Source organism: Halomonas sp. 3H (assembly GCF_024206005.1).
Taxonomy (GTDB): Bacteria; Pseudomonadota; Gammaproteobacteria; order Pseudomonadales; family Halomonadaceae; genus Halomonas; species Halomonas campaniensis.
Genome location: NZ_CP100360.1, coordinates 273890 through 297980 on the forward strand (window position 1 = coordinate 273890; position 24091 = coordinate 297980).

The 24091-nt window shown below is 69.1% G+C and carries 21 protein-coding genes and 1 tRNA gene; 17 read left to right on the forward strand and 5 right to left on the reverse strand.

The window, feature by feature from the left end:
* Positions 1-88: 88 nt before the first annotated feature.
* Positions 89-3037 carry an RNA polymerase-associated protein RapA gene (rapA, locus tag NFC98_RS01390; RefSeq protein ID WP_254276434.1) on the reverse strand — a complete coding sequence of 983 codons (2949 nt, stop codon included), beginning with the start codon at positions 3035-3037 and terminating at the stop codon, positions 89-91.
* Between the two features lie 240 nt (positions 3038-3277).
* A complete protein-coding gene (locus NFC98_RS01395) occupies positions 3278-4078 on the reverse strand; it encodes a TlpA disulfide reductase family protein (RefSeq protein ID WP_254276435.1) in 801 nt (266 codons plus the stop codon).
* Positions 4079-4234: 156 nt separating this feature from the next.
* Between NFC98_RS01395 and NFC98_RS01400 the strand changes: the two genes are divergently transcribed.
* From NFC98_RS01400 to NFC98_RS01415, 4 genes are all read left to right on the forward strand, one after another.
* Positions 4235-4471: a hypothetical protein gene (locus NFC98_RS01400; protein WP_183332862.1), complete on the forward strand. Its 237-nt coding sequence runs from the start codon at positions 4235-4237 to the stop codon at positions 4469-4471.
* Positions 4455-6035: a phospholipase D family protein gene (locus NFC98_RS01405; RefSeq protein WP_254276436.1), complete on the forward strand. Its 1581-nt coding sequence runs from the start codon at positions 4455-4457 to the stop codon at positions 6033-6035. Before NFC98_RS01400 ends, NFC98_RS01405 begins: the two co-directional genes overlap by 17 nt.
* 32 nt (positions 6036-6067) lie before the next feature.
* A complete protein-coding gene (locus NFC98_RS01410; RefSeq protein WP_254276437.1) occupies positions 6068-7585 on the forward strand; it encodes a DASS family sodium-coupled anion symporter in 1518 nt (505 codons plus the stop codon).
* Between the two features lie 95 nt (positions 7586-7680).
* Entirely contained in the window at positions 7681-8133 is a 453-nt protein-coding gene (locus NFC98_RS01415; protein WP_254276438.1) for a universal stress protein, read from the forward strand.
* 97 nt (positions 8134-8230) lie between these two features.
* On the opposite strand, the gene NFC98_RS01420 is transcribed toward NFC98_RS01415, so the two are convergent.
* Both NFC98_RS01420 and ispB read right to left on the reverse strand, forming a co-directional pair.
* A tRNA-Pro gene (locus NFC98_RS01420) sits at positions 8231-8307 on the reverse strand.
* 82 nt (positions 8308-8389) lie between these two features.
* Entirely contained in the window at positions 8390-9391 is a 1002-nt protein-coding gene (gene ispB / locus NFC98_RS01425; RefSeq protein WP_254276439.1) for an octaprenyl diphosphate synthase, read from the reverse strand.
* 301 nt (positions 9392-9692) lie between these two features.
* On the opposite strand from ispB, the gene rplU reads away from it, so the two are divergent.
* From rplU to ispH, 11 genes are all read left to right on the forward strand, one after another.
* The gene (gene rplU / locus NFC98_RS01430; protein ID WP_183332852.1) at positions 9693-10004 is read left to right on the forward strand and encodes a 50S ribosomal protein L21; all 312 of its coding nucleotides are present in this window, start codon (positions 9693-9695) and stop codon (positions 10002-10004) included.
* 31 nt (positions 10005-10035) lie between these two features.
* Positions 10036-10293 carry a 50S ribosomal protein L27 gene (gene rpmA / locus NFC98_RS01435; protein WP_102626715.1) on the forward strand — a complete coding sequence of 86 codons (258 nt, stop codon included), beginning with the start codon at positions 10036-10038 and terminating at the stop codon, positions 10291-10293.
* Between the two features lie 85 nt (positions 10294-10378).
* Entirely contained in the window at positions 10379-11566 is a 1188-nt protein-coding gene (gene cgtA, locus NFC98_RS01440) for an Obg family GTPase CgtA (protein WP_254276440.1), read from the forward strand.
* 46 nt (positions 11567-11612) lie between these two features.
* Positions 11613-12770, forward strand: coding sequence for a glutamate 5-kinase (gene proB, locus NFC98_RS01445; RefSeq protein ID WP_254276441.1), 1158 nt, complete (start codon positions 11613-11615; stop codon positions 12768-12770).
* A gap of 201 nt (positions 12771-12971) precedes the next feature.
* The gene (rpsT, locus tag NFC98_RS01450; protein ID WP_102626712.1) at positions 12972-13238 is read left to right on the forward strand and encodes a 30S ribosomal protein S20; all 267 of its coding nucleotides are present in this window, start codon (positions 12972-12974) and stop codon (positions 13236-13238) included.
* Between the two features lie 197 nt (positions 13239-13435).
* Entirely contained in the window at positions 13436-14959 is a 1524-nt protein-coding gene (gene murJ, locus NFC98_RS01455; RefSeq protein ID WP_254277757.1) for a murein biosynthesis integral membrane protein MurJ, read from the forward strand.
* Between the two features lie 350 nt (positions 14960-15309).
* Positions 15310-16347 carry a bifunctional riboflavin kinase/FAD synthetase gene (gene ribF / locus NFC98_RS01460; RefSeq protein ID WP_254276442.1) on the forward strand — a complete coding sequence of 346 codons (1038 nt, stop codon included), beginning with the start codon at positions 15310-15312 and terminating at the stop codon, positions 16345-16347.
* Between the two features lie 10 nt (positions 16348-16357).
* On the forward strand, positions 16358-19207 hold the full coding sequence (ileS, locus tag NFC98_RS01465) for an isoleucine--tRNA ligase (protein WP_254276443.1): 2850 nt from the start codon (positions 16358-16360) through the stop codon (positions 19205-19207).
* A 70-nt stretch (positions 19208-19277) separates the two neighbouring features.
* The gene (gene lspA / locus NFC98_RS01470) at positions 19278-19766 is read left to right on the forward strand and encodes a signal peptidase II (protein ID WP_254276444.1); all 489 of its coding nucleotides are present in this window, start codon (positions 19278-19280) and stop codon (positions 19764-19766) included.
* 119 nt (positions 19767-19885) lie between these two features.
* On the forward strand, positions 19886-20347 hold the full coding sequence (gene fkpB / locus NFC98_RS01475; protein ID WP_254276445.1) for an FKBP-type peptidyl-prolyl cis-trans isomerase: 462 nt from the start codon (positions 19886-19888) through the stop codon (positions 20345-20347).
* A gap of 143 nt (positions 20348-20490) precedes the next feature.
* Positions 20491-21459 (forward strand): 4-hydroxy-3-methylbut-2-enyl diphosphate reductase, encoded by a 969-nt coding sequence (gene ispH, locus NFC98_RS01480; protein ID WP_254276446.1) that lies wholly within the window; start codon positions 20491-20493, stop codon positions 21457-21459.
* Between the two features lie 148 nt (positions 21460-21607).
* Here ispH and NFC98_RS01485 read toward each other — a convergent pair whose 3' ends face one another.
* On the reverse strand, positions 21608-22855 hold the full coding sequence (locus NFC98_RS01485; protein ID WP_254276447.1) for an OmpP1/FadL family transporter: 1248 nt from the start codon (positions 22853-22855) through the stop codon (positions 21608-21610).
* Positions 22856-23168: 313 nt separating this feature from the next.
* Between NFC98_RS01485 and NFC98_RS17955 the strand changes: the two genes are divergently transcribed.
* Both NFC98_RS17955 and NFC98_RS01500 read left to right on the forward strand, forming a co-directional pair.
* On the forward strand, positions 23169-23618 hold the full coding sequence (locus NFC98_RS17955) for a type IV pilin protein (protein ID WP_302055088.1): 450 nt from the start codon (positions 23169-23171) through the stop codon (positions 23616-23618).
* Positions 23599-24087 carry a GspH/FimT family pseudopilin gene (locus NFC98_RS01500; RefSeq protein WP_254276448.1) on the forward strand — a complete coding sequence of 163 codons (489 nt, stop codon included), beginning with the start codon at positions 23599-23601 and terminating at the stop codon, positions 24085-24087. The genes NFC98_RS17955 and NFC98_RS01500 overlap by 20 nt, the downstream gene beginning before the upstream one ends.
* Positions 24088-24091: the final 4 nt, after the last annotated feature.

A 24091-nucleotide genomic window follows, 5' to 3' on the forward strand; every position in this document is an offset into this window, starting at 1 on the left:
GGAGGTCCTATGCCAGGGATGGCATCGGTAGCGCCCAGGGATGGGTTCACAGCGCCTCCTCGCAGGCCTGTCGACGGATCAGCCCCGTCTACCTTGCTTCCTCCCCCACCGTTACGATCACCCGCACCGCGTCCAGGCGCAGGCGGGTGCCCTCGATGGCCTCGTCCAGGGCGGCGCGCTCGGCGCGCAGCGCCTCGAGCTCGTCGTCGCGCACTGCCGGGTTGTGGCGGGCCAGGGCCGCCAGGCGCGCCAGCTCGCCGTCCAGCGCCTCGCGCATGCGCATCTGGGCCGCCTCGACGATGGAGGGCAGCTCGCGCTCGGCCTCGGCCTCGCCGCGGTCGAGCATCTCGCGCAGCGCCTCGAGGCGGCTGCGGATCAGGTCGCGGGCCATGGCCTTCTTGACCTTCTGCAGGTTCTTCGAGAGTCCGGTGAAGGAGATCCTGTCGGTCAGGTTGGCGCCGGACTCGTCGAGCAGCACGCGTACCGCGGTGGGGGGCAGGAAGCGGTTGAGGTGCAGCCGCCGTGGCGCCGGGCAGTGGGTGCGGAACACCAGCTCGGCCATCACCCGTCCGGCGGGCAGCGCCGGGTGCCTGAGCAGCGCCAGGGCGGTGTTGCCCATGGTGCCGTCGAGGATGCGGCCCATCATCTCGCGCAGCAGCGGATGCTCCCAGGAGAGCCGCTGGACGTCGTCCCGGGCCAGGGCCCGGGAGCGGGAGAAGGTCGCCGAGAAGCCCTCCTCGCCCTTGGCCAGCCCGGGCAGGCCGTCGAGCATCTGAGGGCTGGGCTGCAGGTGCTGGATACCGCCGCCCAGCTCGTGGCTGTCGACGCCGAAGATGTCCAGCGCCAGGTCCAGGTAGCGGGGCAGGGCGCGGTCCTCGTCCAGCTCGCGGATCGCCGTGGCCACGGCATCGGCCCGCTCGTGGCGGCAGGCGTTGAGCTCCAGCAGGCGGTTGCGGCCGGCGTCGCGCTCGGCCAGGCGGCTCTCGAACAGCGCCCGGGTCTCCTCGATCACCTCCTCGAGGCTCTCGTCGTCGAGCAGGGCATCGGCCAGGGCATCGCCGAAGGCGTCGAAGATCTCGCTGCCCACCCCGTGGGGGGCGCTGAAGGCGTCCATGCCCTCCCGGTACCAGCGCAGCAGCTTCTCGCCGGGGCTGCCGGTGAACACCGGCACGTGGATCTCGATGGCATGGCGCTGGCCGATGCGATCCAGGCGGCCGATGCGCTGCTCCAGCTGGTCCGGGTGCAGCGGCAGGTCGAACATCACCAGGTGGCGGCAGAACTGGAAGTTGCGCCCCTCGGAGCCGATCTCCGAGCAGACCAGCACCTGGCAGCCCTCCTCCTCGTCGGCGAAGGCGGCCGCGGCGCGGTCGCGCTCCACCAGCGAGAGCCCCTCGTGGAACACCGGGGCTTGCACGCCGCCGAGCACCCGCAGCCCTTCAGCCAGGCCCTGGGCGGTCTCGCGGTCATGGGCGATCACCAGCACCTTGTCGTCGGCGAAGCCGCCCTCGTCGGTATCGGCCAGGCGCTCCATCAGCCAGGTCACGCGCGGGTCGAACTGCCACCAGGGCTCGGTGTTGAGGGGGTCGTCGGCCAGCGCCCGGTACATGGTGTCGAGGTAGACCAGCACCTCGGGGTGGTCCAGGCCGGTCTCGATCAGCAGCTCGTCCAGGTAGTCGTCGTCCCGCCCCAGGCGGCGCAGCACCCGGCGGTAGGAGGAGGGCGGCTCGAGCTCGGTGACGTGCAGGCGGCGCTCCGGGAAGCCGCCCACGTGGCGGCGGCTGTTGCGGAACATCACCCGACCGGTGCCGTGGCGGTCCAGCAGCTGGTCGCGCAGCTGGTCGCGGGCGGCGGCCTGCTGGTCGGCGCCGCTCTCGACGTTGGCCAGGGTGGCCAGCAGCGCCAGGCTGTCGGGCTCGTCGATCACCGCGGCGACCCGGGCGCGGTCGGCATCATCGCCGGGCAGGCGCTCCAGGGCATCGATGGCCTCGGCCACCTCCACGTAGTGGGCCTCCTCCTCGCGGAAGCGCGCCAGGCTGTGGTAGCGGTCCGGGTCGAGCAGCCGCAGCCGGGCGAAGTGGCTCTCCAGCCCCATCTGCTCCGGGGTGGCGGTGAGCAGCAGCAGCCCGGGCACCTCGGCGGCCAGGCGCTCCACGCAGGCGTAGCCGGGGCCCACCAACTCCTCGGACCACTCCAGATGGTGGGCCTCGTCGACGATCAGCAGGTCCCAGCTGCAGGCCTGGGCCTGGGCCTGGCGGTGGGGGTTGGTGAACAGCCAGTCCTGGCTGGCCAGCACCAGCTGGCCGGCCTCGAAGGGGTTGGCATCGCCGTGGGCCAGGCTCTGCTGCTCGTCGAGCAGGGTCACCTCCAGGGCGAAGCGACGCAGCAGCTCCACCAGCCACTGGTGGGTGAGGCTCGCCGGCACCAGGATCAGCGCGCGCTCGGCGCGGCCGGTGAGCAGCAGGCGGTGCAGGATCAGCCCCGCCTCGATGGTCTTGCCCAGCCCCACCTCGTCGGCCAGCAGCACCCGCGGGGCGTGGCGGCGGGCCACCTCGTCGGCGATGTAGAGCTGGTGGGGGATCAGGTCGATGCGCGGGCCGGCCAGGCCCAGGGCCGGGTTCTGCTCGATGCGGTGGAAGTGGTGCAGGGTGCGGAAGCGCAGGTCGAACCAGTCGTTGCGGTCGACCTGGCCGGTGAGCAGGCGGTCCCGGGCCTGGTCGAACTGCATGGTATCGGCCAGCTGGGCCTCGGGCAGTTCGCGCAGCTCGCCCTGGCCGTCCTCGCCGATGTAGACGACCAGGCCGCCGACCTCCTTGGTGTCGTCGACGGTGAGGGTCCAGCCCTCGGCGGCGCGGATGCGGTCGCCGCTGCCGAACACCACCCGGGTGAGCGGGGCCTGGCGGCTGCTGTAGGTACGGGTTTCCTGGCTGGCGCCGAAGAGGACGGTGACGCTGCGGGCGTCGACGCCGAGGATGGTGCCAAGGCCGAGTTCGGCCTCGCCGTCGCTGATCCAGCGCTGGCCGGGAGAAAAGTCGCTCATGGTGCCTCGGAGGATGCTGAAAACGGTGCGCTCGTGGCCGCGGCGCCGGAGGCGGCGGCAACAGGGCGCGGTATCTTACAGCAAAGGTTGGCGCGGCTTAAGCGTGATGATTCGTCTCGGGCCGTTGCTCGAGGCTGTTCCGGCGACAGGCCCCACCCTCTCCGACCTGCCCCCGGCGCCTCTCGCTGCAGGCAACTGCAAAAGAGCTTGTCGCGTCGGGACATGTGGATCGGGCGTGGCTCAGTGGCGGTCGAGCCAGGCCTCCAGCTGGGCCCGGGAGAGCTCGCCCACGTGGCGCTCCACGGCGCGCCCCTCGGCGTCGAACAGCACCGTGGTGGGCAGGCCGGGGGACTCCAGCAGCACCATCAGCTCCTGGCGCGGGTCGAGCAGCGGGTAGCGGAACGCCAGCCCCTGGTCATCCAGGTAGCGCACCACCGGCAGCAGGTCCTCGCCCTGGTTGGCCACCACCACGGTGACGCCGTCGCGGGTGTCGGCCTCGGCCAGCAGCGGCATCTCGCGCAGGCAGGGCGGGCACCAGGTGGCCCAGAGGTTGAGCACGACCCTTTCCCCCTGCAGCTCGCGCAGGTTGACGGCCTCGCCCTCGACGCTCTCCAGGGTCAGGTCGGGGAGCGACTGCAGGGTTATCCCGCCGCCCAGTGGCGCCAGGGTCACCAGCACCAGCCAGAGGCTGGAGGCCCCCACCAGCAGGGCCATGGCGCCGATCAGCCGCAGCAGGTGGTCGCGCAGGGTCCAGCCGGTCCAGACCAGCGCCGCCAGCAGCCCCCAGAGCCCGTGGAAGCCCGGCTGCCACACCTTGAGGATGTCCAGCGGGGCGACGGCGTAGGCCTCCAGGTTGAGGGCCGCGTGGCCCAGGCGGGCACCGACCAGCCAGGCCAGCACCAGGCCGTTGAACCAGCGTGCGTGCCGGCGACGGGGCAGGCCGAGCAGCCAGGCGCTGGCCGCCAGCAGCACGATCGCGGCGCCCAGGGCGTAGAGGCGAGGCAGCGAGACGAGCACGGGACCCAGGGCGATAGCATCCATGGTGAGGCAAGACTCCTTGGCTGGCGCAGCGGGGTCGGCGCCCGGCGCGCGACCGGGTACACTTGGGCTCCCGGGCACGACCGGCCCGAATCCGTGCAACCTGTTCCTGCCAAGCCTACTGCCGGTAGGCATGGCTGTCATCCTGCGGGAGCCCCCATGGCCAAGCCTGCCTTCGACACCCTGCGTGCCCTGGCCATCGCCAGCCAGGCGCTGGGCCTGATCCTGATCATCACCCTGGAGACCGTGCTGGGCGATGCCGCGCGACCCTGGCAGGGCTGGACCCTGGCGGCCATGGTGACGGCCGCGCTGTGGATCGCGCTGGTGCGCCTCTACCGGCGCAACCGGGCGCGCAAGGCGCTGGCGCGGCGGCTCGACGATGATGACGACGCCTGACGCCGCGGGCCCCTCGCCGGCCCGCCGGGGCGGCTGGCTGCTGGCGCTGGCCTGCCTGCTGCTGGCCGGCTGCGCCGCCGCCCCGCTGCCTCGGGAGCACTCCTTCGCGCTGCCCCCCTGGGAGGTCGCCGACACTGCGCTGGGGGAGTGGACCACCCGGCAGGCGGCGGACCACCCGGGCCTGAGCGGCTTCACCCTGCTGGCCGACGGCCGGGACGCCTTCGCGTTGCGGGCGCTGCTGACGCTGCGCGCCGAGCGTCGCCTGGACATCCAGACCTACCTGATGGGCGATGGTCTCACCACCCGGGTGCTGCTGTTGCGGGTGCTCGAGGCCGCGGAGCGCGGCGTCGAGGTCCGCCTGCTGCTCGACGACTTCGGCGCCGTGGGCCAGGGTGACCGGCTGGCGGCCCTGGACAGCCATCCCAACATCCAGGTGCGGGTCTACCACCCGCTGCCCGTGGGGCGGGGCAGTCTGGCGACCCGGGTGCTGGCCTCCCTGCCGGTGCTGGGACGCCAGCACCGGCGGATGCACAACAAGCTGTGGATCGCCGACAACGCCCTGGCCATCGTCGGCGGCCGCAACCTGGGTGACGAGTACTACAGTGCCAGCGAGCCGCGCAATTTCGCCGACCTCGACCTGCTGACGCTGGGGCCGGTGGTGGCGCCGCTGTCGATGAGCTTCGACCTCTACTGGAACCATGGCCTCGCCCAGCCGATCGGCCGCTACCATGGCGCCGAACCTGACGCCTGGCAGGCGCTGAAGGGAGCGCTGGACGCCGGGCTGCGCGAGGAGGCCGATTCCGACTATTTCGCCGCCCTGCGCCAGCGGCAGGAGGAGCGCGACCGCGACCGCCTGGTCGACGAGCTGCGCTGGGGCGAGGCCGAGGCGCTGTGGGATCCGCCCGGCAAGCCGGCCTGGCGGGGGCGCCCGCCGCTGGCGACGACCATGGCCGGCCAGCTCTGGGCGCGTGCCGAGCCCGAGGAGAGCCTCAGTCTGGTCTCGGCCTACCTGGTGCCCACGGCGGCCGGCAGTCGGCTGCTGCAGGCGCTGGCCGAGTCGGGCGTCAGGGTGGTGGTGGTCACCAACTCCCTGGAGGCCACCGACGTGCCTGTCGCCCACGGCGTCTACGCGCCCCACCGCGCCGCCCTGGTGGCGAGCGGGGTGGCGCTGTTCGAGCTGCGCGCCGAGCATGAGGGCGGCGAAGAGGACGCCATCGGGGTGCCCGGCACCTCCGCCTCGACCCTGCACATCAAGGCCCTGGCCGTGGATGGCGAGCGGGTCTTCGTGGGCTCGGCCAACGCCGACCCGCGCTCGGTCTGGTGGAACAGCGAGGTGGGCGTGCTGGCCGTGAGCCGCGGCCTGGTAGACGACTTCGAGGTCCTGGTGGAGGGCGGTGCGAGCCCCGCGCTCAGCTATGCGGTGCTTCTGGATGACCAGGGGCGGCTGGGCTGGCTGACCCAGGTCGATGATCGGCCGGTATGGCTCGAACGCGAGCCGGGCAGCGCCTGGCGGCACTTCAATGCCTGGCTGAGCCGGACCCTGCGCCTGGAGCGCTGGCTCTAGCCCACTCGATCCCGAGAGCAGAAGGAGGCTCCATGACCGATTCGACATCCCCCGCCGGCCGTGACGAGGCGGCGTCGGACGGCGAGGCGCGCCAGGAGCGGGTCCGCCGGGCCAAGGTCACCCTGGGCCTCTTCCTGGGGCCGCTGGCCGCCCTGGGGCTGCTGCTGATGGAGGCGCCGGCGGACATGCCCCCGGCCGCCTGGCAGGTGGTGGCGCTGACCGCTTGGATGGCCACCTGGTGGGTGCTGGAGCCGGTGCCGATCGCCGTCACCGCGCTGCTGCCGGTGGCGGTGCTGCCGCTGCTCGGCGTGGGCACCATCAACGAGGTGGCCGTGCCCTATGCCAACCCGCTGATCTTCCTCTTCCTCGGTGGCTTCCTGCTGGCCGAGGCGATCCAGCGCTGGGGCCTGCACCGGCGCATCGCCATGCTGGTGCTGCGGGTCTCGGGCAGCCGCCCGGACCGGCTGGTGGGGGGCTTCATGATCGCCACCGCGGCGCTGAGCATGTGGGTCAGCAATACCGCCACCGCGGCGCTGATGGTGCCCATCGGCCTCTCTGTGCTGGCCATGCTGGAGCGCCAGGGTGGCTCGGGGGCGAGCCGCCACACGGCGCTGACCCTGCTGCTGGGCATCGCCCTGGCCGCCAACATCGGCGGCATGGGGACCCTCATCGGCACGCCCCCCAACGCGCTGCTGGCGGGCTTCATGGGCGACAGCTACGGCATCGAGATCGGCTTCGCCCAGTGGATGGCGGTAGCGGTGCCGCCCTCGCTGCTGCTGCTGGCGCTGGGCTGGTGGCTGCTGACCCGCTGGGTCTATCCGGTGGCGCGCGACGAGGTGCCGGGGGTGGCCCAGCTGCTCGCCGACCAGGCCCGGGACCTCGGTCGCATGACCCGGCCGGAGCAGCGCGTCGCGGCGATCTTTGCCCTGGTGGCGCTGGCCTGGGTCACCCGGCCGCTGCTGGAGCGGGCCCTGGGCGTGGGGCTCAGCGACGCGGGCATCGCCATGGTCGGGGCGCTGCTGCTCTTCGTGGTGCCGGCCCGCTGGCGCCAGCGACAGTTCCTGATGGACTGGGATAGCGCCAGGCACCTGCCCTGGGGCGTGCTGATCATGGTGGGGGGCGGGCTCAGCCTCGGCACCGCCATCGAGGAGAGCGGCCTGGCCGCGGAGGTGGCCGAGGGGCTCGGTGCCTTCGGCAGCTGGCCCACCTGGGGGCTGGTGGGCATGGTGGCGCTGGTGGTGATGCTGATGAGCCACGTGACCAGCAACACCGCCACCGCCGCGGCGATCCTGCCGCTGACCGCCTCGCTCACCGTCAGCCTGGGCGCCAGCCCGCTGCTGCTCTCGGTACCGGTGGCCATGGCCGCGAGCTGCGCCTTCATGCTGCCGGTGGCCACGCCGCCGAATGCGGTGGTGTTCGGAAGCGGGCGGATCAGCGTGGCCGAGATGATGCGTGCCGGGGCCCTGGTCAGTGTCGCCGCGCTGGGGGTCATCACCCTGGTGGTGTTCGCCCTGGCGATGCCGATCCTGGGTTTCGGCTGGGCGGCTTGATCCAGGACATTGCCGAACGGCGGCGAGCGTCTAGGCTGGAAGCAGAGGGGCCCTCGCGTCCCGCTTCCAAGGCAGACAAGAAGGACAGTCCTCCCATGTTCAAGACCATCCTGGTTCCCGTCGACGGCTCCGCCCATGCCGAGAAGGCGCTGGGTGTCGCCGCGCAGCTGGCCCGCGCCTCCTCCGCGACGCTCCACCTGATGACCGTGGCCGAGTTTCCCCCCGACAACATCGGCCTGTTCACCGGCGGCACCGCCGAGCCCTTCTCCGAGGTGGAGCGCGAGAAGCTCGCCGAGGGCATGAAGCAGGAGGCCCACAAGGTCATCGAGAAGGCGCTCGCCGCGGTCGACCTCGCCGGCATCGAGGTCAAGGAGGTGACGCGGCAGGGGCGCCCGGCCGACCTGATCAACAAGGAGGCCGAGAGCCTCGGCGCCGATGCCATCGTCATGGGCAGCCGCGGGGTCAGCGACATGCGCGGGATGGTGTTCGGCAGCGTCTCCCACAAGATCAGCCATATCGCGAGCTGCACCGTCATCACCGTAACCTGATCAAGCGATGGCCGCAGGGGGCGTCGGCCCCCGGGCGGCCGGTTGTTCGGCGAGCACGAAAAAGGCCCTGCGGGTAACCGCAGGGCCTTGAATTCGTTGGTCGGAGTAGCAGGATTCGAACCTACGACCTCTGCCTCCCGAAGGCAGCGCTCTACCAAGCTGAGCTATACTCCGACGCGTTGAGCTGGCGTCTCAACAGGGCGGCATTATACTCACCGCCGCGGGCTTTGCAAGCCCCGCGTGACGCGCCCCGTCGTCATGCCTGGCGATCCACCGCCAGGCGGGCCAGGTCGGCCATGCTGTCACGGAAGGGGCTGGCCGGCAGGGCCTCGAGCTGCGCGAGGGCCAGGTCGGCCATCTCCTCGGCGCGGGCGCGGGTATAGGCCAGGGCGCCGGTGGCGTGGACGATCTCGAGCACCTCATCGAGGTGGTCGAGGCCGCCCTGGCGGATCGCCTGGCGGATCAGGGCGGCCTGCTCCGGGGTGCCGGTGGCCATGGCCTGGATCAGCGGCAGGGTGGGCTTGCCCTCGGCCAGGTCGTCGCCGACGTTCTTGCCCATGGCGTCTGCATCGCCCTGGTAGTCGAGCAGGTCGTCGATCAGCTGGAAGGCGAGGCCCAGGTAGCGGCCATAGTACTGCAGCGCCGCCTCCTGCTCCGGGGTCGCCTCGGCGAGGATGGCGCCGCTGTGGCTGGCCGCCTCGAAGAGCATCGCCGTCTTGCCCTGGATGGTCTCGAAATAGGCGGCCTCGTCGGTGTCGGGGTTGCCGACGTTGGTGAGCTGCTGCACCTCGCCCTCGGCGATGGTGCAGGTGGCCGCGGAGAGCACGTCCATGATCCGCATGGAGCCCACCTCGACCATCATCTGGAAGGAGCGCGAGTAGAGGAAGTCGCCCACCAGCACCGAAGGGGCATTGCCCCAGGCGTCGTTGGCGGTGGCCTTGCCGCGACGCAGGTGCGACTCGTCGACCACATCGTCATGCAGCAGGGTCGAGGTATGCATGAACTCGATTAGGGTGGCCAGCGTCACGTGGCGGTCCCCCTGGTAGCCCAGCGCGCGGGCCGCCAGCAGCACCAGCAGGGGGCGCAGGCGCTTGCCGCCGCTGGCGATGATGTACTGGCCGATGGTCTCCACCAGCGGGATCCGCGAGCTGAGCTGGGCCATGATGGTGCGGTTGACGGCGGCGAAGTCGTCGGCCACGACGGCATGGATCGGCGAGGGGGCGGCGGCACTGGCGGGGGACGAGGCGTTGGCTGGCATGTGGGTGACATCGACGAGTAGGTGGGGGCCGGGGCGCATCACCCCGCTGGCCTTGGGTTGCCGGTCATGCTATGGGGCCCCCATGAGGGCGTCAAGGCAAGCCGCTCGCCGCTGCCCGCGCCCCGGAAAAGGCCGGCCGGCCCGATGACGTCTCGGCGCGTACGCGGGTTGTCTGGCGGGTCGGGTGTCGCTATAATGCGCGGCCCACTCATCTCGCTCCCTGTCAGATGGCTGCCGGAAGGGGCGCCACTCGAAGCAGGCCGATGAAGAGCCAACCCCGATGAGTCCTGGAGAGAGAAGCATGTACGCAGTTATCAAGAGCGGTGGCAAGCAGTACCGCGTTCAGGAAGGCCAGACCCTCAAGCTCGAGAAGATCGAAGTCCCGACCGGCGAGTCCATCGACTTCGACGAGGTGCTGCTGGTCGGCAGCGACGACGACATCAAGGTCGGCGCTCCGCTGGTGGACGGTGCCAAGGTCTCTGCCGAGGTCGTCTCCCACGGCCGTGGCGACAAGGTCACCATCATCAAGTTCCGCCGCCGCAAGCACCACATGAAGCGTCAGGGCCACCGCCAGTGGTTCACTGAAGTCAAGATCACCGGGATCTCCGCCTAAGCGGTCCATCCCCTGAACGGAGGATATTTTCATGGCACATAAGAAGGCAGCCGGCTCCACGCGTAACGGTCGCGATTCCGAATCCAAGCGCCTTGGCGTCAAGCTCTACGGTGGCCAGGCCGTCACCGCCGGCAACATCATCGTGCGCCAGCGCGGCACCAAGTTCCACGCCGGCACCGGCGTCGGCCTCGGCCGCGACCACACCCTGTTCGCCCTGAACGACGGTGTGATCAAGTTCGAGACCAAGGGTCCGAAGAACCGCAAGTTCGTCAGCGTCGTCTCTGCCTGAGACGCCTGACCCTTGCCGCAGGAAGGCCCCGCCACGGCGGGGCCTTCTTGTATCATGGCGGTATGAGCCGCCGGGAGAGTGACAGATGCAGTTCGTCGACGAAGCCTCGATCATCGTGGAGGCCGGCAAGGGGGGCAACGGCTGCCTCAGCTTCCGCCGCGAGAAGTACGTGCCCAGGGGCGGCCCCGATGGCGGCGATGGCGGCCACGGCGGCAGCGTCTACCTGATCGGTGACGATGCCCTCAACACCCTGATCGACTTCAAGTACCAGCGCTTCTACAAGGCCCAGAACGGCCAGCCCGGCATGGGCCGCCAGATGAGTGGTCGCGCCGGCGAGGACCTGCACGTCAAGGTGCCGGTGGGCACCACGGTGATCGACGAGGACACCCTGGAGGTGATCGCCGACGTCACCGAGATCGGCCAGGTGGTACTGGTGGCCCACGGCGGGCGCCGGGGGCTGGGCAACATCCACTTCAAGTCCTCCACCAACCGGGCGCCGCGGCGCACCACCCCGGGCACCGAGGGCGAGCGGCGCAACCTGCGCCTGGAGATGAAGGTGATGGCCGACGTGGGCCTGCTGGGCATGCCCAATGCCGGCAAGTCGACGCTGATCCGCGCCGTCTCCGCGGCCAAGCCCAAGGTGGCCAACTACCCCTTCACCACCCTGGTGCCCAACCTGGGCGTGGTGAAGCTCGGCATGCACGAGCACTTCGTGATGGCCGACGTGCCGGGCCTGATCGAGGGCGCCTCGGACGGGGCCGGTCTGGGGCTGCGCTTCCTCAAGCACCTGACCCGCACCCGGCTGCTGTTCCACGTGGTCGACGTGGCGCCCTTCGACGAGTCCGACCCGGTGGAGGCGGCCGAGGCGATCGTCCACGAGCTGGGCGAGTTCTCCCCGGCGCTGGCCGAGTTGCCGCGCTGGCTGGTGCTCAACAAGCTCGACCTGCTCCCCCCGGAGGAGCGCGAGGCGAAGGCCGACGAGATCGTGCGCCGCCTCGGCTGGGAGGGGCCGGTGTTCCGCATCTCGGCGATCTCCGCCGACGGCACCCTTGCCCTGGTGCAGGCCGCCCACCGCTGGCTCACCGAGCAGCGCCAGCTCGAGAACGAGGACGAGGAGGCCGCCGAGCGCGCCCGCGAGATGCGCCAGCGCATGGAAGAGGAAGCGGTGGCCCGCACCGAGGCGCGCCTGGGTCGTAAGCGCAAGCGTGACGACGAGGATGACGACGACTTCGATGATGATGACTTCGACGTCGAGGTCGAATACGCGCCCTGAAGGACAAACCGGCTGCGCTCGCGCAGTGTCTATGAGCTAGAGGTTGATGGCCTTGGACAACCAAGTGGAAGGCAACGAGCAGGTGGCAGGCCGCGAGGCGCTGGTCGGCGCCCGCCGGGTGGTGGTGAAGATCGGCAGCGCGCTGCTGACCAACGACGGTCGCGGCCTCGACGAGGCGGCGATCGGCGGCTGGGTCGACCAGATCGCCGCCCTGCACAAGCGCGGCATCGAGGTGGTGCTGGTCTCCTCCGGCGCGGTGGCGGCCGGCATGGTGCGCCTCGGCTGGCAGGCGCGCCCCTCGGCGGTGCACGAGCTCCAGGCCGCCGCCGCGGTGGGGCAGAACGGCCTCACCGAGTGCTACGAGGGGCACTTCGCCCGCCACGGCCTGCTCACCGCCCAGGTGCTGCTGACCCACGACGACCTTTCCAACCGCAAGCGCTACCTCAACGCCCGCTCGGCGCTGCGCACCCTGGTGGACCTGCGGGTGGTGCCGGTGATCAACGAGAACGATACCGTGGTCACCGACGAGATCCGCTTCGGCGACAACGACACCCTGGGCGCCCTGGTGGCCAACCTGCTGGAGGCCGAGGCGCTGGTGATCCTCACCGACCAGGAGGGGCTGTTCGACGCCGACCCGCGCGGCAACCCCGAGGCGCGGCTGATCAGCGAAGGGCGCGCCGACGACCCGGCGCTGGCGGCGGTGGCCGGCGGCGGCGGGGCGCTCGGCCGCGGCGGCATGGCCACCAAGCTGCGGGCGGCCCACCTGGCGGCGCGCTCCGGCGCCTTCACCGCCATCGCCGGCGGCCGCCAGCCCGAGGTGCTGACCCGGCTGATGGCCGGCGAGCGGCTGGGCACGCTGCTGCGCCCGGACCAGGCGCCCATGGCGGCGCGCAAGCGCTGGCTGGCCGGCCAGCTGCAGGTGCGCGGCACCCTGACCCTGGACGCCGGGGCGGTGAAGGTGCTGCGCGGCAGCGGCTCCAGCCTGCTGGCGGTGGGCGTCAAGGCGGTGGCGGGCGAGTTCCGCCGCGGCGACATGGTGCTCTGCGTGGACGAACAGGGACACCGGGTGGCCAAGGGGCTGGTCAACTATGGCGCGGCGGACACCGCCCAGATCCTCGGCAAGCCGAGCCACCAGATCGAGGCGGTCCTGGGCTTCATGGAGGCCCCGGAGCTGATCCACCGCGACAACCTGGTGGTGTTGTGACGCCCGCGCTATAGCAAGCGCGGCGCGGGCTGTGATAGGATACGCCATCCTCTCAGACACGGCCCGTGAACGATCGCTGATGTCAAGCGGTCGGCCAGATGGCCAAGCCGGCGGAAAGGCTCGCGCCTTCCTGCCGGATCAATACGTTATCGAAGCCATCGCCGAGGGCGATGACGACAGAATCTCCAAGGAGACAGTTCAGTGGCAAACAGCAAGCAAGCCCGCAAGCGCGCCCGCCAGGCCGAAGGCCGTCGTGTCCTGAAGGCCAGCCAGCGCAGCATGGTCCGCACCTACATCAAGCGCGTGATCAAGGCCATCAACGGCGGCGACCACGCCGAGGCGATGACCGCGTTCCAGAAGGCGCAGCCGGTCATCGACCGCATTGCCGACAAGGACGTGCTCTCCAAGAAGAAGGCCGCCCGCCTGAAGAGCCGCCTGAACAAGCGCATCAAGGCGCTGGCTGCCTGAGCAGACCGGATGCCAACGGAGTGACGCGCCGGCAAGGTCCGTCGCTCCCGCAAGAAAACCGGCTGCGGCCGGTTTTTTTGTGGCTGCCGTTCCCCTGACGCCCGCCAAGGAGCCCGAACGTGACGGATCGCGAGCAGTCGCCACCCACGCCGGTGGACGAGCACGACAAGGTGGTGGCCCCCAAGGCCGGCGGCCTGATGCGCTCGGGGCTGGTGGTCAGCGTGATGACCATGCTCTCGCGGGTGATGGGGCTGGTGCGCGATGTGGTCATCGCCGCCCTGTTCGGCGCCGGCAGCGGCGCGGACGCCTTCTTCGTCGCCTTCAAGATCCCCAACTTCATGCGCCGGCTGTTCGCCGAGGGGGCCTTCAACCAGGCCTTCGTGCCGGTGCTCTCGGAATACGCCACTCGTGGCAGCAAGCGCGAGGTACGCGAGCTGCTCGACGCGGTGGCGGGCAGCCTCACGGCGGTGCTGGCGCTGCTTACCGCCGTGTTCATGCTGGCCGCCCCCTGGCTGGTGTGGGTCTTCGCCCCCGGCTTCGGCCGCGACCCGGCCAAGCTGGCGCTCACCGCCGACATGCTGCGGCTCACCTTCCCCTACCTGCTGCTGATCTCGCTGACGGCCTTCGCCGGCAGCGTGCTCAACACCTGGAACCGCTTCGCCGTCCCGGCCTTCACCCCGGTGCTGCTCAACCTCTCGCTGATCGGCGCCGCACTGCTGCTCACCCCGCTGATGAGCGAGCCGGCCATGGCGCTGGCCTGGGGGGTGCTGATCGCCGGCGTGGCCCAGCTCGCCTTCCAGGTGCCCTTCCTGGTGCGGCTGGGGCTGATGCCGCGGCCCTGGCCTAGCTTCGTCCACCCCGGGGTGAAGCAGATCATGGTGCTGATGGCGCCCGCGCTGTTCGGCGTCTCGGTGTCGCAGATCAACCTGCTGCTCGACACCATCCTCGCCTCGCTGCTGGCGCCGGGCAGCGTCTCCTGGCTCTACTACTCCGACCGCCTGGTGGAACTGCCGCTGGGGGTGTTCGGCATCGCCATCGGCACGGTGATCCTGCCGGCGCTCTCCAAGCGCCACGCCGAGCAGTCCGGCCAGCACTTCAGCGCGATGCTCGATTGGGCGATCCGCGCCGTGCTGCTGCTGGGCCTGCCGGCGGCCCTGGCGCTGGCGATCCTGGCCGAGCCGCTGCTGATCTCGCTGTTCCACTACGGCGCCATGACCGAGCACGACATCGCCATGGCGGCCATGAGCCTGAGGGCGTATGCCTTCGGCCTGGTGGCCTTCATGCTGATCAAGGTGCTGGCGCCGGGCTTCTTCGCCCGCCAGAACACCAAGACCCCGGTGAAGATCGGCATCATCGCCATGGTCGCCAACATGGTCTTCAACCTGATCCTGATCTGGCCGCTGGCTCACGCCGGCTTGGCCCTGGCCACGGCGCTCTCGGCCTTCCTGAATGCCGGCCTGCTGGGCTGGCTGCTCCACAAGGAGCGAGTGCTGGTGTTCCAGCCCGGCTGGGGCCGCTACGCGGTGCAGCTGCTGGGCGGCTGCGCGGTGATGGGAGTCGGCCTGTGGGTGAGCTCGCCCGACTGGCAGGCGTGGCTGGGCTGGGACGTCTGGACGCGGGTCGCCTGGCTGGCGGCGCTGGTGGTGGCCGGCGCGGGGGGCTACTTCGCCTGGCTCGCCGCCACCGGAGTGCGCCTGCGGCACTTCCGGATGAAGAGCTGAGTACCTCCGTGGCCCCACGTGGCGAGGGGCGCTGGGGACAGGCTAAAGAGGAGGTCCTACGCCAGGGGTGAGGAGCATGGCTCTGAACGGGCTGGCCATGGATGGCCAGCACCGGACCTGCAAGCGGAGCGGGACGCGAGAGCGCCGCAGGGCGTCGGTAGCGTACAGGGAAGTATTTACAGCGCCTCCTCGAAAGCCTGTCGCCAGGTCAGCCCCAATCAACCTGGCTTTGCCGTCGCCCGGCCCGGCTGTCAAGGGGCCAGCTGTCCGGTATAATCGCCCACTTTATGACCATCCTTTCGCCACTCACCTTTCTCCATACACCAAGGCAGCGGGGCTCGAGCAACGCCATGCAAGTGATCCGAGGACTGCACAACCTGCGCGACGAGCACCGCGGCTGCGTGGCCACCATCGGCAACTTCGATGGCGTACACCGCGGCCATCAGGCGATCCTCGAGCAGTGTCGCGAGCAGGCCGCCAAGCTCCAGCTGCCGGTGACCGTGGTGGTCTTCGAGCCGCAGCCCCGGGAGTTCTTTGCCGGCGACCAGGCGCCACCGCGGCTGACCCGGCTGCGCGAGAAGGTGCGCCTGCTGGGCGAGGCGGGCGTCGAGCGGGTGCTCTGCCTGCCCTTCAACGACGCGCTGCGCGGCCTCACCGCCGAGGCCTTCATCGAGAAGGTGCTGATCGACGGCCTGGGCGTGCGCCACCTGGTGGTGGGGGACGACTTCCGCTTCGGCTGCGATCGCCGCGGCGACTTCCACCTGCTCACCGAGGTGGGCGAGACCCGCGGCTTCGGCGTCGAGCATACCCGCACCTTCACCATCGACGACGACCGGGTCTCCAGCACCCGCATCCGTACCCTGCTGGCCAGCGGCAACTTCGCCGCCGCGGCCCGCCTGATGGGGCGCCCCTATCGCCTGGAGGGCCGCGTGGTGGCCGACCAGAAGCTCGGCCGCACCATCGGCGTGCCCACCGCCAACCTGCCCCAGCCGGTGCGCTCCCTGGCCCTGCAGGGGGTCTATGCGGTGGTCAGCGAGCTGCCCGACGGCCGGCGCCTGCCCGGCGTGGCCAACATCGGCTGGCGCCCCACGGTGGGCAGCACCCGGCCGGTGCTCGAGGTGCACCTGTTCGACTTCGACGGCGACCTCTACGGCCGGCGGCTGGCGGTGTTCCCCTGCGCCAAGCTGCGCGGCGAGGTGAAGTTCGAGCACTTCGATGCCCTCAAGCAGCAGATCGGGGCCGACCAGCGCCGCGCCCGCGCCTATTTTTCTCAGCGTCCCACCTTCAATAACGACGATTCTCTTCCTCTGGCATCGGCGCCGCTGGCGCGCGAGGCCGTGACTTCCGATTCCTCGGCGGGTGCGCCCGCCGACCACGACGACGGCTGACCCCCAGGATATGAGCGACTACAAGCACACTCTGAACCTGCCAGAAACCGACTTCCCCATGCGCGGCATGCTGCCCAAGCGCGAGCCCGAGCGGCTGGCCCAGTGGGACCGCCTGGACCTCTACTACCGCCTGCGCGAGGAGCGCCGGGGCAAGCCGCTGTTCGTGCTGCACGACGGCCCTCCCTACGCCAACGGCAGCATCCACATCGGTCACGCCGTCAACAAGATCCTCAAGGACATCATCGTCAAGTCGAAGAACCTGGCCGGCTTCGACGCCCCCTATGTGCCCGGCTGGGACTGCCACGGCCTGCCCATCGAGCACAAGGTCGAGACCACCCACGGCAAGCACCTCGAGGCCGAGCGCGCCCGGGCGCTGTGCCGCGAGTACGCCGGCGAGCAGATCCAGGGCCAGCTGGCCGACTTCGTGCGCCTGGGCGTGATCGGCGACTGGGCCAACCCCTACCGCTCCATGGACTACGCCAACGAGGCGGGCGAGATCCGGGCACTTGCCGACATGGTCGCGGCGGGCTACGTGTTCAAGGGCCTGAAGCCCGTCAACTGGTGCTTCGACTGCGGCTCCGCCCTGGCCGAGGCCGAGGTGGAGTACGCCGACAAGCAGTCCGACGCCATCGACGTGGCCTTCCCGGTGGAGGACGCCGACCGCCTGGCTGCGGCCTTCGGCCTGGAAGCGCTGGCCAAGCCGGCCGCCGTGGTGATCTGGACCACCACCCCCTGGACGGTCCCGGCCAACCAGGCGCTCAACATGCACCCCGAGTTCACCTACGCCCTGGTGGATACCGGCGAGCGGCTGCTGGTGCTGGTGGAGGAGCTGGTCGAGTCCTGCCTGGCGCGCTTCGGCCTCACGGGCGAGGTGATCGCCACCGCCCCCGGTGAGGCCTTCGACGGCATCCGCTTCCGCCACCCGCTCTACGATCGCCTGTCGCCGGTGTATCTCGCCGACTACGTCGAGGCCGAGGTGGGCAGCACCGGTATCGTCCACTCTGCCCCCGCCTACGGCATGGATGACTTCATCACCTGCCGCGAGCACGGCATGGCCTTCGAGGAGATCCTGAGCCCGGTGCAGGGCAACGGCGTCTATGCCGACGACCTGCCCTTCTTCGGCGGCCAGATGATCTGGAAGGCCAACCCGCAGATCGTCGAGAAGCTGCGCGAGGTCGGGGCGCTGATGCACCACGAGCCGATCACCCACAGCTACATGCACTGCTGGCGCCACAAGACCCCGGTGATCTACCGCGCCACCGCCCAGTGGTTCGTGGGCATGGACGTGCAGGGCCGTGACGGCAAGACCCTGCGCGAGCGCGCCCTGGAAGGCATCGAGGCGACCACCTTCACCCCGGCCTGGGGCCAGGCGCGCCTGCACAGCATGATCGCCAACCGCCCGGACTGGTGCATCTCCCGCCAGCGCAACTGGGGCGTGCCGATCCCGTTCTTCCTGCACAAGGCCACCGGCGAGCTGCACCCGCGCACCCTGGAGCTGATGGAGGAGGCCGCCCAGCGCGTCGAGAAGGAGGGCATCGACGCCTGGTTCCGCCTCGACCCCGCCGAGCTGCTGGGCGAGGAGGCCGCCGACTATGACAAGGTCACCGACACCCTGGACGTCTGGTTCGACTCCGGCACCACCCACCGCCACGTGCTGCGCGGCTCCCACCCCCACGGCCACGAGAGCGGCCCGGTGGCCGACCTCTACCTGGAGGGCTCCGACCAGCACCGCGGCTGGTTCCACTCCTCGCTGCTGACCGGCTGCGCCATCGACGGCCACCCGCCTTACCGCGGCCTGCTCACCCACGGCTTCACCGTGGACGCCCAGGGCCGCAAGATGTCCAAGTCCATGGGCAACGTGGTGGCCCCCCAGGAGGTGATGGACAAACTCGGCGCCGACATCCTGCGCCTGTGGGTCGCCTCCACCGACTACGGCCACGAGATGGCGGTCTCCGACGAGATCCTCAAGCGCACCGCCGACGTCTACCGCCGCATCCGCAACACCGCGCGCTTCCTGCTCGCCAACCTCAACGGCTTCGAGCCGAGCCGCGACGCCGTGGCCTTCGACGAGATGCTGGCCCTGGACCAGTGGGTGGTCGACCGCGCGGCCCAGCTGCAGGGGCGCATCGAGACCGCCTACCAGGAGTATCGCTTCCTGGACGTCTACCAGCAGGTGCACGGCTTCTGCGCCCGGGAGCTGGGCGGCTTCTACCTGGACGTGATCAAGGATCGCCAGTACACCACCCAGGCCGACTCCCTGGCCCGGCGCAGCGCCCAGACCGCCCTCTACCACGTGGTGGAGGCGCTCTCCCGCTGGGTGGCGCCGATCCTCAGCTTCACCGCCGAGGAGATCTTCGAGAACATCCCCGGCCAGCGCGGCGACAGCGTGCTGCTCGAGGAGTACTACATCGGCCTCTCCACCCTGGACGATGGCGCCGAGCTGGGCCGCGACTTCTGGGAGCGGGTGCTGGAGGTCAAGCAGGCCGTCAACAAGTGCCTGGAGGACGCCCGCAACGCCAAGACCATCAAGGGCAGCCTGGCCGCCGAGGTCACCCTCTACGTGGACGACGCCCTGCAGGCGACGCTGGCCAAGCTGGGCGACGAGCTGCGCTTCGTGATGCTGACCAGCGAGGTGACCGTCAGGCCGCTCGCCGAGGCTGCAAAGCCCGAAGGAGAGAGCGCCGAGGCCACCGAGCTCGCCGGCCTGAAGGTGGCCGTGGCCGCCAGCGCCCACCGGAAGTGCGAGCGCTGCTGGCACCACCGCGAGGACGTGGGTCACCACGAGGGCCATGATGACCTGTGCGGGCGCTGCGTGAGCAACCTGCCGGACGGCCCCGGCGAGCACCGCCACTATGCGTGAGGTGGGCAGCATGCCTGGAAGCGAGAAGCGAGAGAGACTGGGCGCCGAGCCAGAAACGGAGAGAGCGCCCATGCAGCGCCCGCTGCGCTGGCTGTGGCTGGCGCTGGCGATCATCGTGCTGGACCTGGCCACCAAGTACGCCGCCAGCGCCTGGCTGGAGTACGCCCGGCCGGTGGAGGTGCTGCCGTTCTTCAACCTGACGCTGCTGCACAACACCGGCGCCGCCTTCAGTTTCCTGGCCAACCACCCCGGCTGGCAGCGCTGGTTCTTCGCCGCCATCGCGGTGGGGGCCAGCGTCGGCCTGACCATCTGGCTGAGCCGGCTCAAGCGCGACGAGACCCTGCTGGCGGTGTCGCTGGCGGCCATCATCGGCGGGGCGCTCGGCAACCTCTATGACCGCCTGGTGCACGGCTACGTGGTGGACTTCCTCTCCTTCCACGTCGCCGGCTGGTACTACCCGGCCTTCAACGTGGCGGACATCGGCATCACCCTGGGCGCCGTCGGCATGATCTGGGAATCGGTGTTCGGCGAGAAGCGCCGCGCCCGGCAACGAAGCTGACGACTGAATTGTAGGAGGGCAGCTCCGCTGCGCGACCGGCCCCGTCAGGCGCCCCGGCGGTGTCGCCCGGCCTCAGCGAGGCCAGCGAACTTAATCATCTTTACCGAGCCCTAGATACCATGACTGACCAGAACAGCGAGCAGTACCGCGTCGACGAGGGCATGGAAGTGACCCTGCACTTCACCCTCAAGCTGGAAGACGGCACCGTGGTGGACTCCACCCGCGACAAGGCCCCGGCCACCTTCCAGGTGGGCGACGGCAACCTGCCGCCCGGCTTCGAGCACCCCATGAAGGGCCTCACCGCCGGCGAGAGCGGCAGCTTCGAGATCACCCCGGAGCACGCCTTCGGCCAGCACAATCCCCAGAACATCCAGCGCCTCAAGCGCGACGACTTCGGCGACGAGGCACTGGAGGTGGGCACCGTGATGTCCTTCGCCGACCCCTCCGGCGGCGAGCTGCCCGGGGTGATCAGCGCCATCGACGGCGAGATGGTCGACGTGGACTTCAACCACCCGCTGGCAGGGCGTACCCTGACCTTCGAGGTGGAAGTGCTGGACGTGAAGCCCGCCACGAGGCATTGACCCCATCGCTTTGCAAGCAAAGCTCCTACATTGTCTGGCGGATGGCCGAGGTTCTGTTGTGTAGGAGCGCTGCTTGCAGCGCGATAGCGGTGTCTCACGATTTACCCAATGCAACGATGCTGCGGCATCAAGGCAAGGCAACCATGCAAGCTAACTCTTTGCAGATCAGGCTGGCCAACCCCCGCGGCTTCTGCGCCGGCGTCGACCGCGCCATCGAGATCGTCAACCGGGCGCTGGACACTTTCGGCCCGCCGATCTACGTGCGCCACGAGGTGGTCCACAACCGCTTCGTGGTGGATACCCTGCGCAGCCGCGGCGCCATCTTCGTCGAGGAGCTCCACGAGGTGCCCGACGACGTCATCGTGATCTTCTCCGCCCACGGCGTTTCCCGCGCCGTGCAGGAGGAGGCCGATCGCCGCGGCCTCAAGGTGTTCGACGCCACCTGCCCGCTGGTCACCAAGGTGCACCTGGAGGTGCTGCGCTATGCCAAGCGCGGCCAGGAGTGCATCCTGATCGGCCACGAGGGTCACCCCGAGGTGGAGGGCACCATGGGGCGCTACGACACCTCCCACGGCGGCGCCATCTACCTGGTGGAGGACGAGGCGGACGTCGCCCGGCTGGAGGTGAAGGACCCGAGCCGGCTCGCCTTCGTCACCCAGACGACGCTCTCCATGGACGACACCGCCCGGGTGATCGACGCCCTGCGCGCCAAGTTCCCGGAGATCGAGGGGCCGCGCAAGGACGACATCTGCTACGCCACCCAGAACCGCCAGGACGCCGTGCGCGAGCTGGCCGAAGGCGCAGACCTGGTGCTGGTGGTGGGCAGTCCCAACAGCTCCAACTCCAACCGCCTGCGCGAGCTCTCCGAGCGGGTGGGCACCCCGGCCTACCTGATCGACAACGCCGAGCAGGTCGACCCGACTTGGCTCGAGGGCGTTAGCGCCATCGGCGTCACCGCCGGCGCCAGCGCCCCCGAGGTGCTGGTGCAGGGCGTGATCGATCGGCTCAAGGCGCTGGGCGCCGCCGCCCCGGTGGAACTCGATGGCCGCGCGGAGACCATCACCTTCTCCATGCCGCGGGAGCTGCGCGAGCGGGTCATCGTCAGCGAGTAGCCGTGCCGCAGTGCCGGAACGAGAACGCCGCCGTCATGGCCATGACGGCGGCGTTCTTGTCGAGGCCCTCTGTGCCGAGGCCGCTGCTGCAGGAGCGCTGCTTGCAGCGCGATCCATCGCGCAGCGATGGTAGATCAGCGATGGCGGGTCAGAACCGCCACCCCAGGCTCACCGCCGCACCCAGCTGGTACATGCTCAGCTCGATCTGCTGGCCCGGACCCAGCGGGTTCTCGCCGCGCACCGTCTCCTCCGGCGAGTAGAAGGCCATGCCGGAGACGCTCAGCCCGCTGGTGAGCTCGCGGGTGAAGCCGCCGGTGACATGCCACTGCTGCACCCCGGGTGCGAGGATGTTGAACAGCACCTCGCTGTCGGGGATCGGCTGCTCGCCGTAGCTCACGCCGGCTCGCCAGGCCTGCTGCGGGGTCTGCTGCCACTGCCAGCCCAGCTTGACCACGGTCATGTCGTCCCAGCCGAAGCCGGCGCCATCATCGTCGCCCAGCCGGCCGGGGGAGGCGAAGGGGTTGCCCACGCTCGCGATCTCGCTATAGCGGACATGCTGCACGTCCAGCAGTAGCCAGTGGTCCTCGATCCCCGACCAGGCCAGGCCGGCGTGGAACATCTGCGGGATGTCGAAATCCCCCTGCTCGGCGAAGAGCCCGCGGTAGTCGTCGAACTCCTCCATCTTCAGCACCTTTCGCCAGCTCAGGCCGCCCCGCAGGGTGTCGGTCAGCTGGCCCTGCCAGCCGAGCTGGAGGCCGTAGCCCCAGGCATCGTCGGTGCCGTTGTCGGAGAGCGCGGCCGGGTCCGACGAGAAGCCGGCAAGGCTGGTAAGGCCCGTGGCGGAGAAGCGCTGGTAGGCGATCACCGGCGAGAGGCCGATGGCGTGCCGTTCGGCAAAGCGCCAGGTCCAGGTGGGGGCGATGAAGGCCTGCTCCAGGTTCACGCCCGCCTTGCCGGCGAAGAAGGTGCCCATGTCGCGTCCGCTATACTCGGTGTTCATCCCGCCGTTGGCGAACACCGAGACGCCCAGGGTCTGGGTCTCGCTGACCTGCCGGTTGTAGCCGGCGTGGGGGATCAGGAAGGCGCGGTTCTCGCTCTCGCGGCTGCCGGGCATCAGGTAGAAGGCGCCGGGCTGCGGCTCGCCGCCACCCTGCACGGCATACTCGCGATGGGGAGAGAACAGCTCGGCGCCGATGTCGAAGCGGTCACCCACGAAGGCCATGCCGGCCGGGTTGGTGGCCGCGGCGATGCTGTCCTGGGCCAGGGCGGTGCCGGCACCGGCCATGCCCTGGTTGATGGTGCCGTAGCCGTGGGAGAAGTAGCCGTTGGTGGCCAGCGCCTGGGCAGGCGCCAGCCCCGCCAGCAGGAGAAGCGGCAGTACCTTCCTGGAAGTCATGTCGTCTTATGCCTGTCGATCAGGGGGTGGGGAGGTGGGGCACGTTCTATCGCAGCCTGGTTATAATGAAAAGTGATTAATTGGAATCCATATATTCCATAAGGAAAGGCGCATAGGCTCTGTTTTCCCCACCGGTGGCCGCCAAGTGATTGTATTGGCAGGGCAGGCGAGGCTTCGCCGGGACAGGTGAGGCGTGAGGTGGCCGGTGAGCGGCCATTCACCCGGGGTGAGATTCTTGACTCCGAACCCTAGCAGGAAGCCCGCCTGTGCTACATACTGAAACCAAACGTAACGAAAGCAGGAGAGGCGCGGCGTGACCCATCCGAGCACCCGACGCAGGCCACAGGGCCCCACAGGAAGCACCCGGCGCAGCGCCGGCTTTACGCTCATCGAACTGATGATTGCGGTAGCTGTGATCGGGATATTGGCGTCGATTGCGATTCCTAGTTACCGCGGATATGTTGAACGTGCAAGAGTTTCTGATGGAAAAGCAATTTTGATGGACACAGCCTCTAAATTAGAGGTATGTTATACGGCTAAAGCCGATTATGGTGCATGTTTCATTGATCTTGGTTTGCGAGACTCAGATGGTGTTTCGCAAGAGATACAGTCTGAAAGCGGCTGGTATGTTGTTACTGGTGCCAGTTCACGTGCCTCACAATACAGATTAGAAGCCAATGCATCTCCAGCTAATGTCGCTGACAATTGTGAAACCCTTTGGATAGACCAATCTGGAGATAGAGATGCTTCAGGCTGTTGGTAAATCAAAGGAAAAAAAATCATGTGCAGGGTTTACCCTCATAGAACTTCTTGTAACTGTGGCTGTTTTGTCCGTTATGGCTACAATTGTTTTTCCTAACTTCTCGACTTTGTTAGCTAGAAGTTCCATGTCTTCTAGCTTTAATGGGGTCGTTGCAGGTCTAAATTATGCACGAAGCGAGGCTGTAAGGAATAGGGAAGATGTTACAGTAACGGTGGGGAGTGATGAGGCAGGTTGGCAGGTTGCGGTAGAAACTACTGACCTTGGTGTAATATGGCGGGCATCTGAAGATGGTGGAAACGTTGATGTTCAAGGTGGCTCTCTTACCTTTAACGCACTTGGTAGATCAAGTTGCGACCCGAAGTGTGAATTTGTATTCTCGCATCCCAAGATTTCTCAAGACCTGTTTTTAGAAGTGAATAGGATGGGGAGGATTGGTAAACCTTTGTCATCATCGGAAGATGGGGGTTGATTTC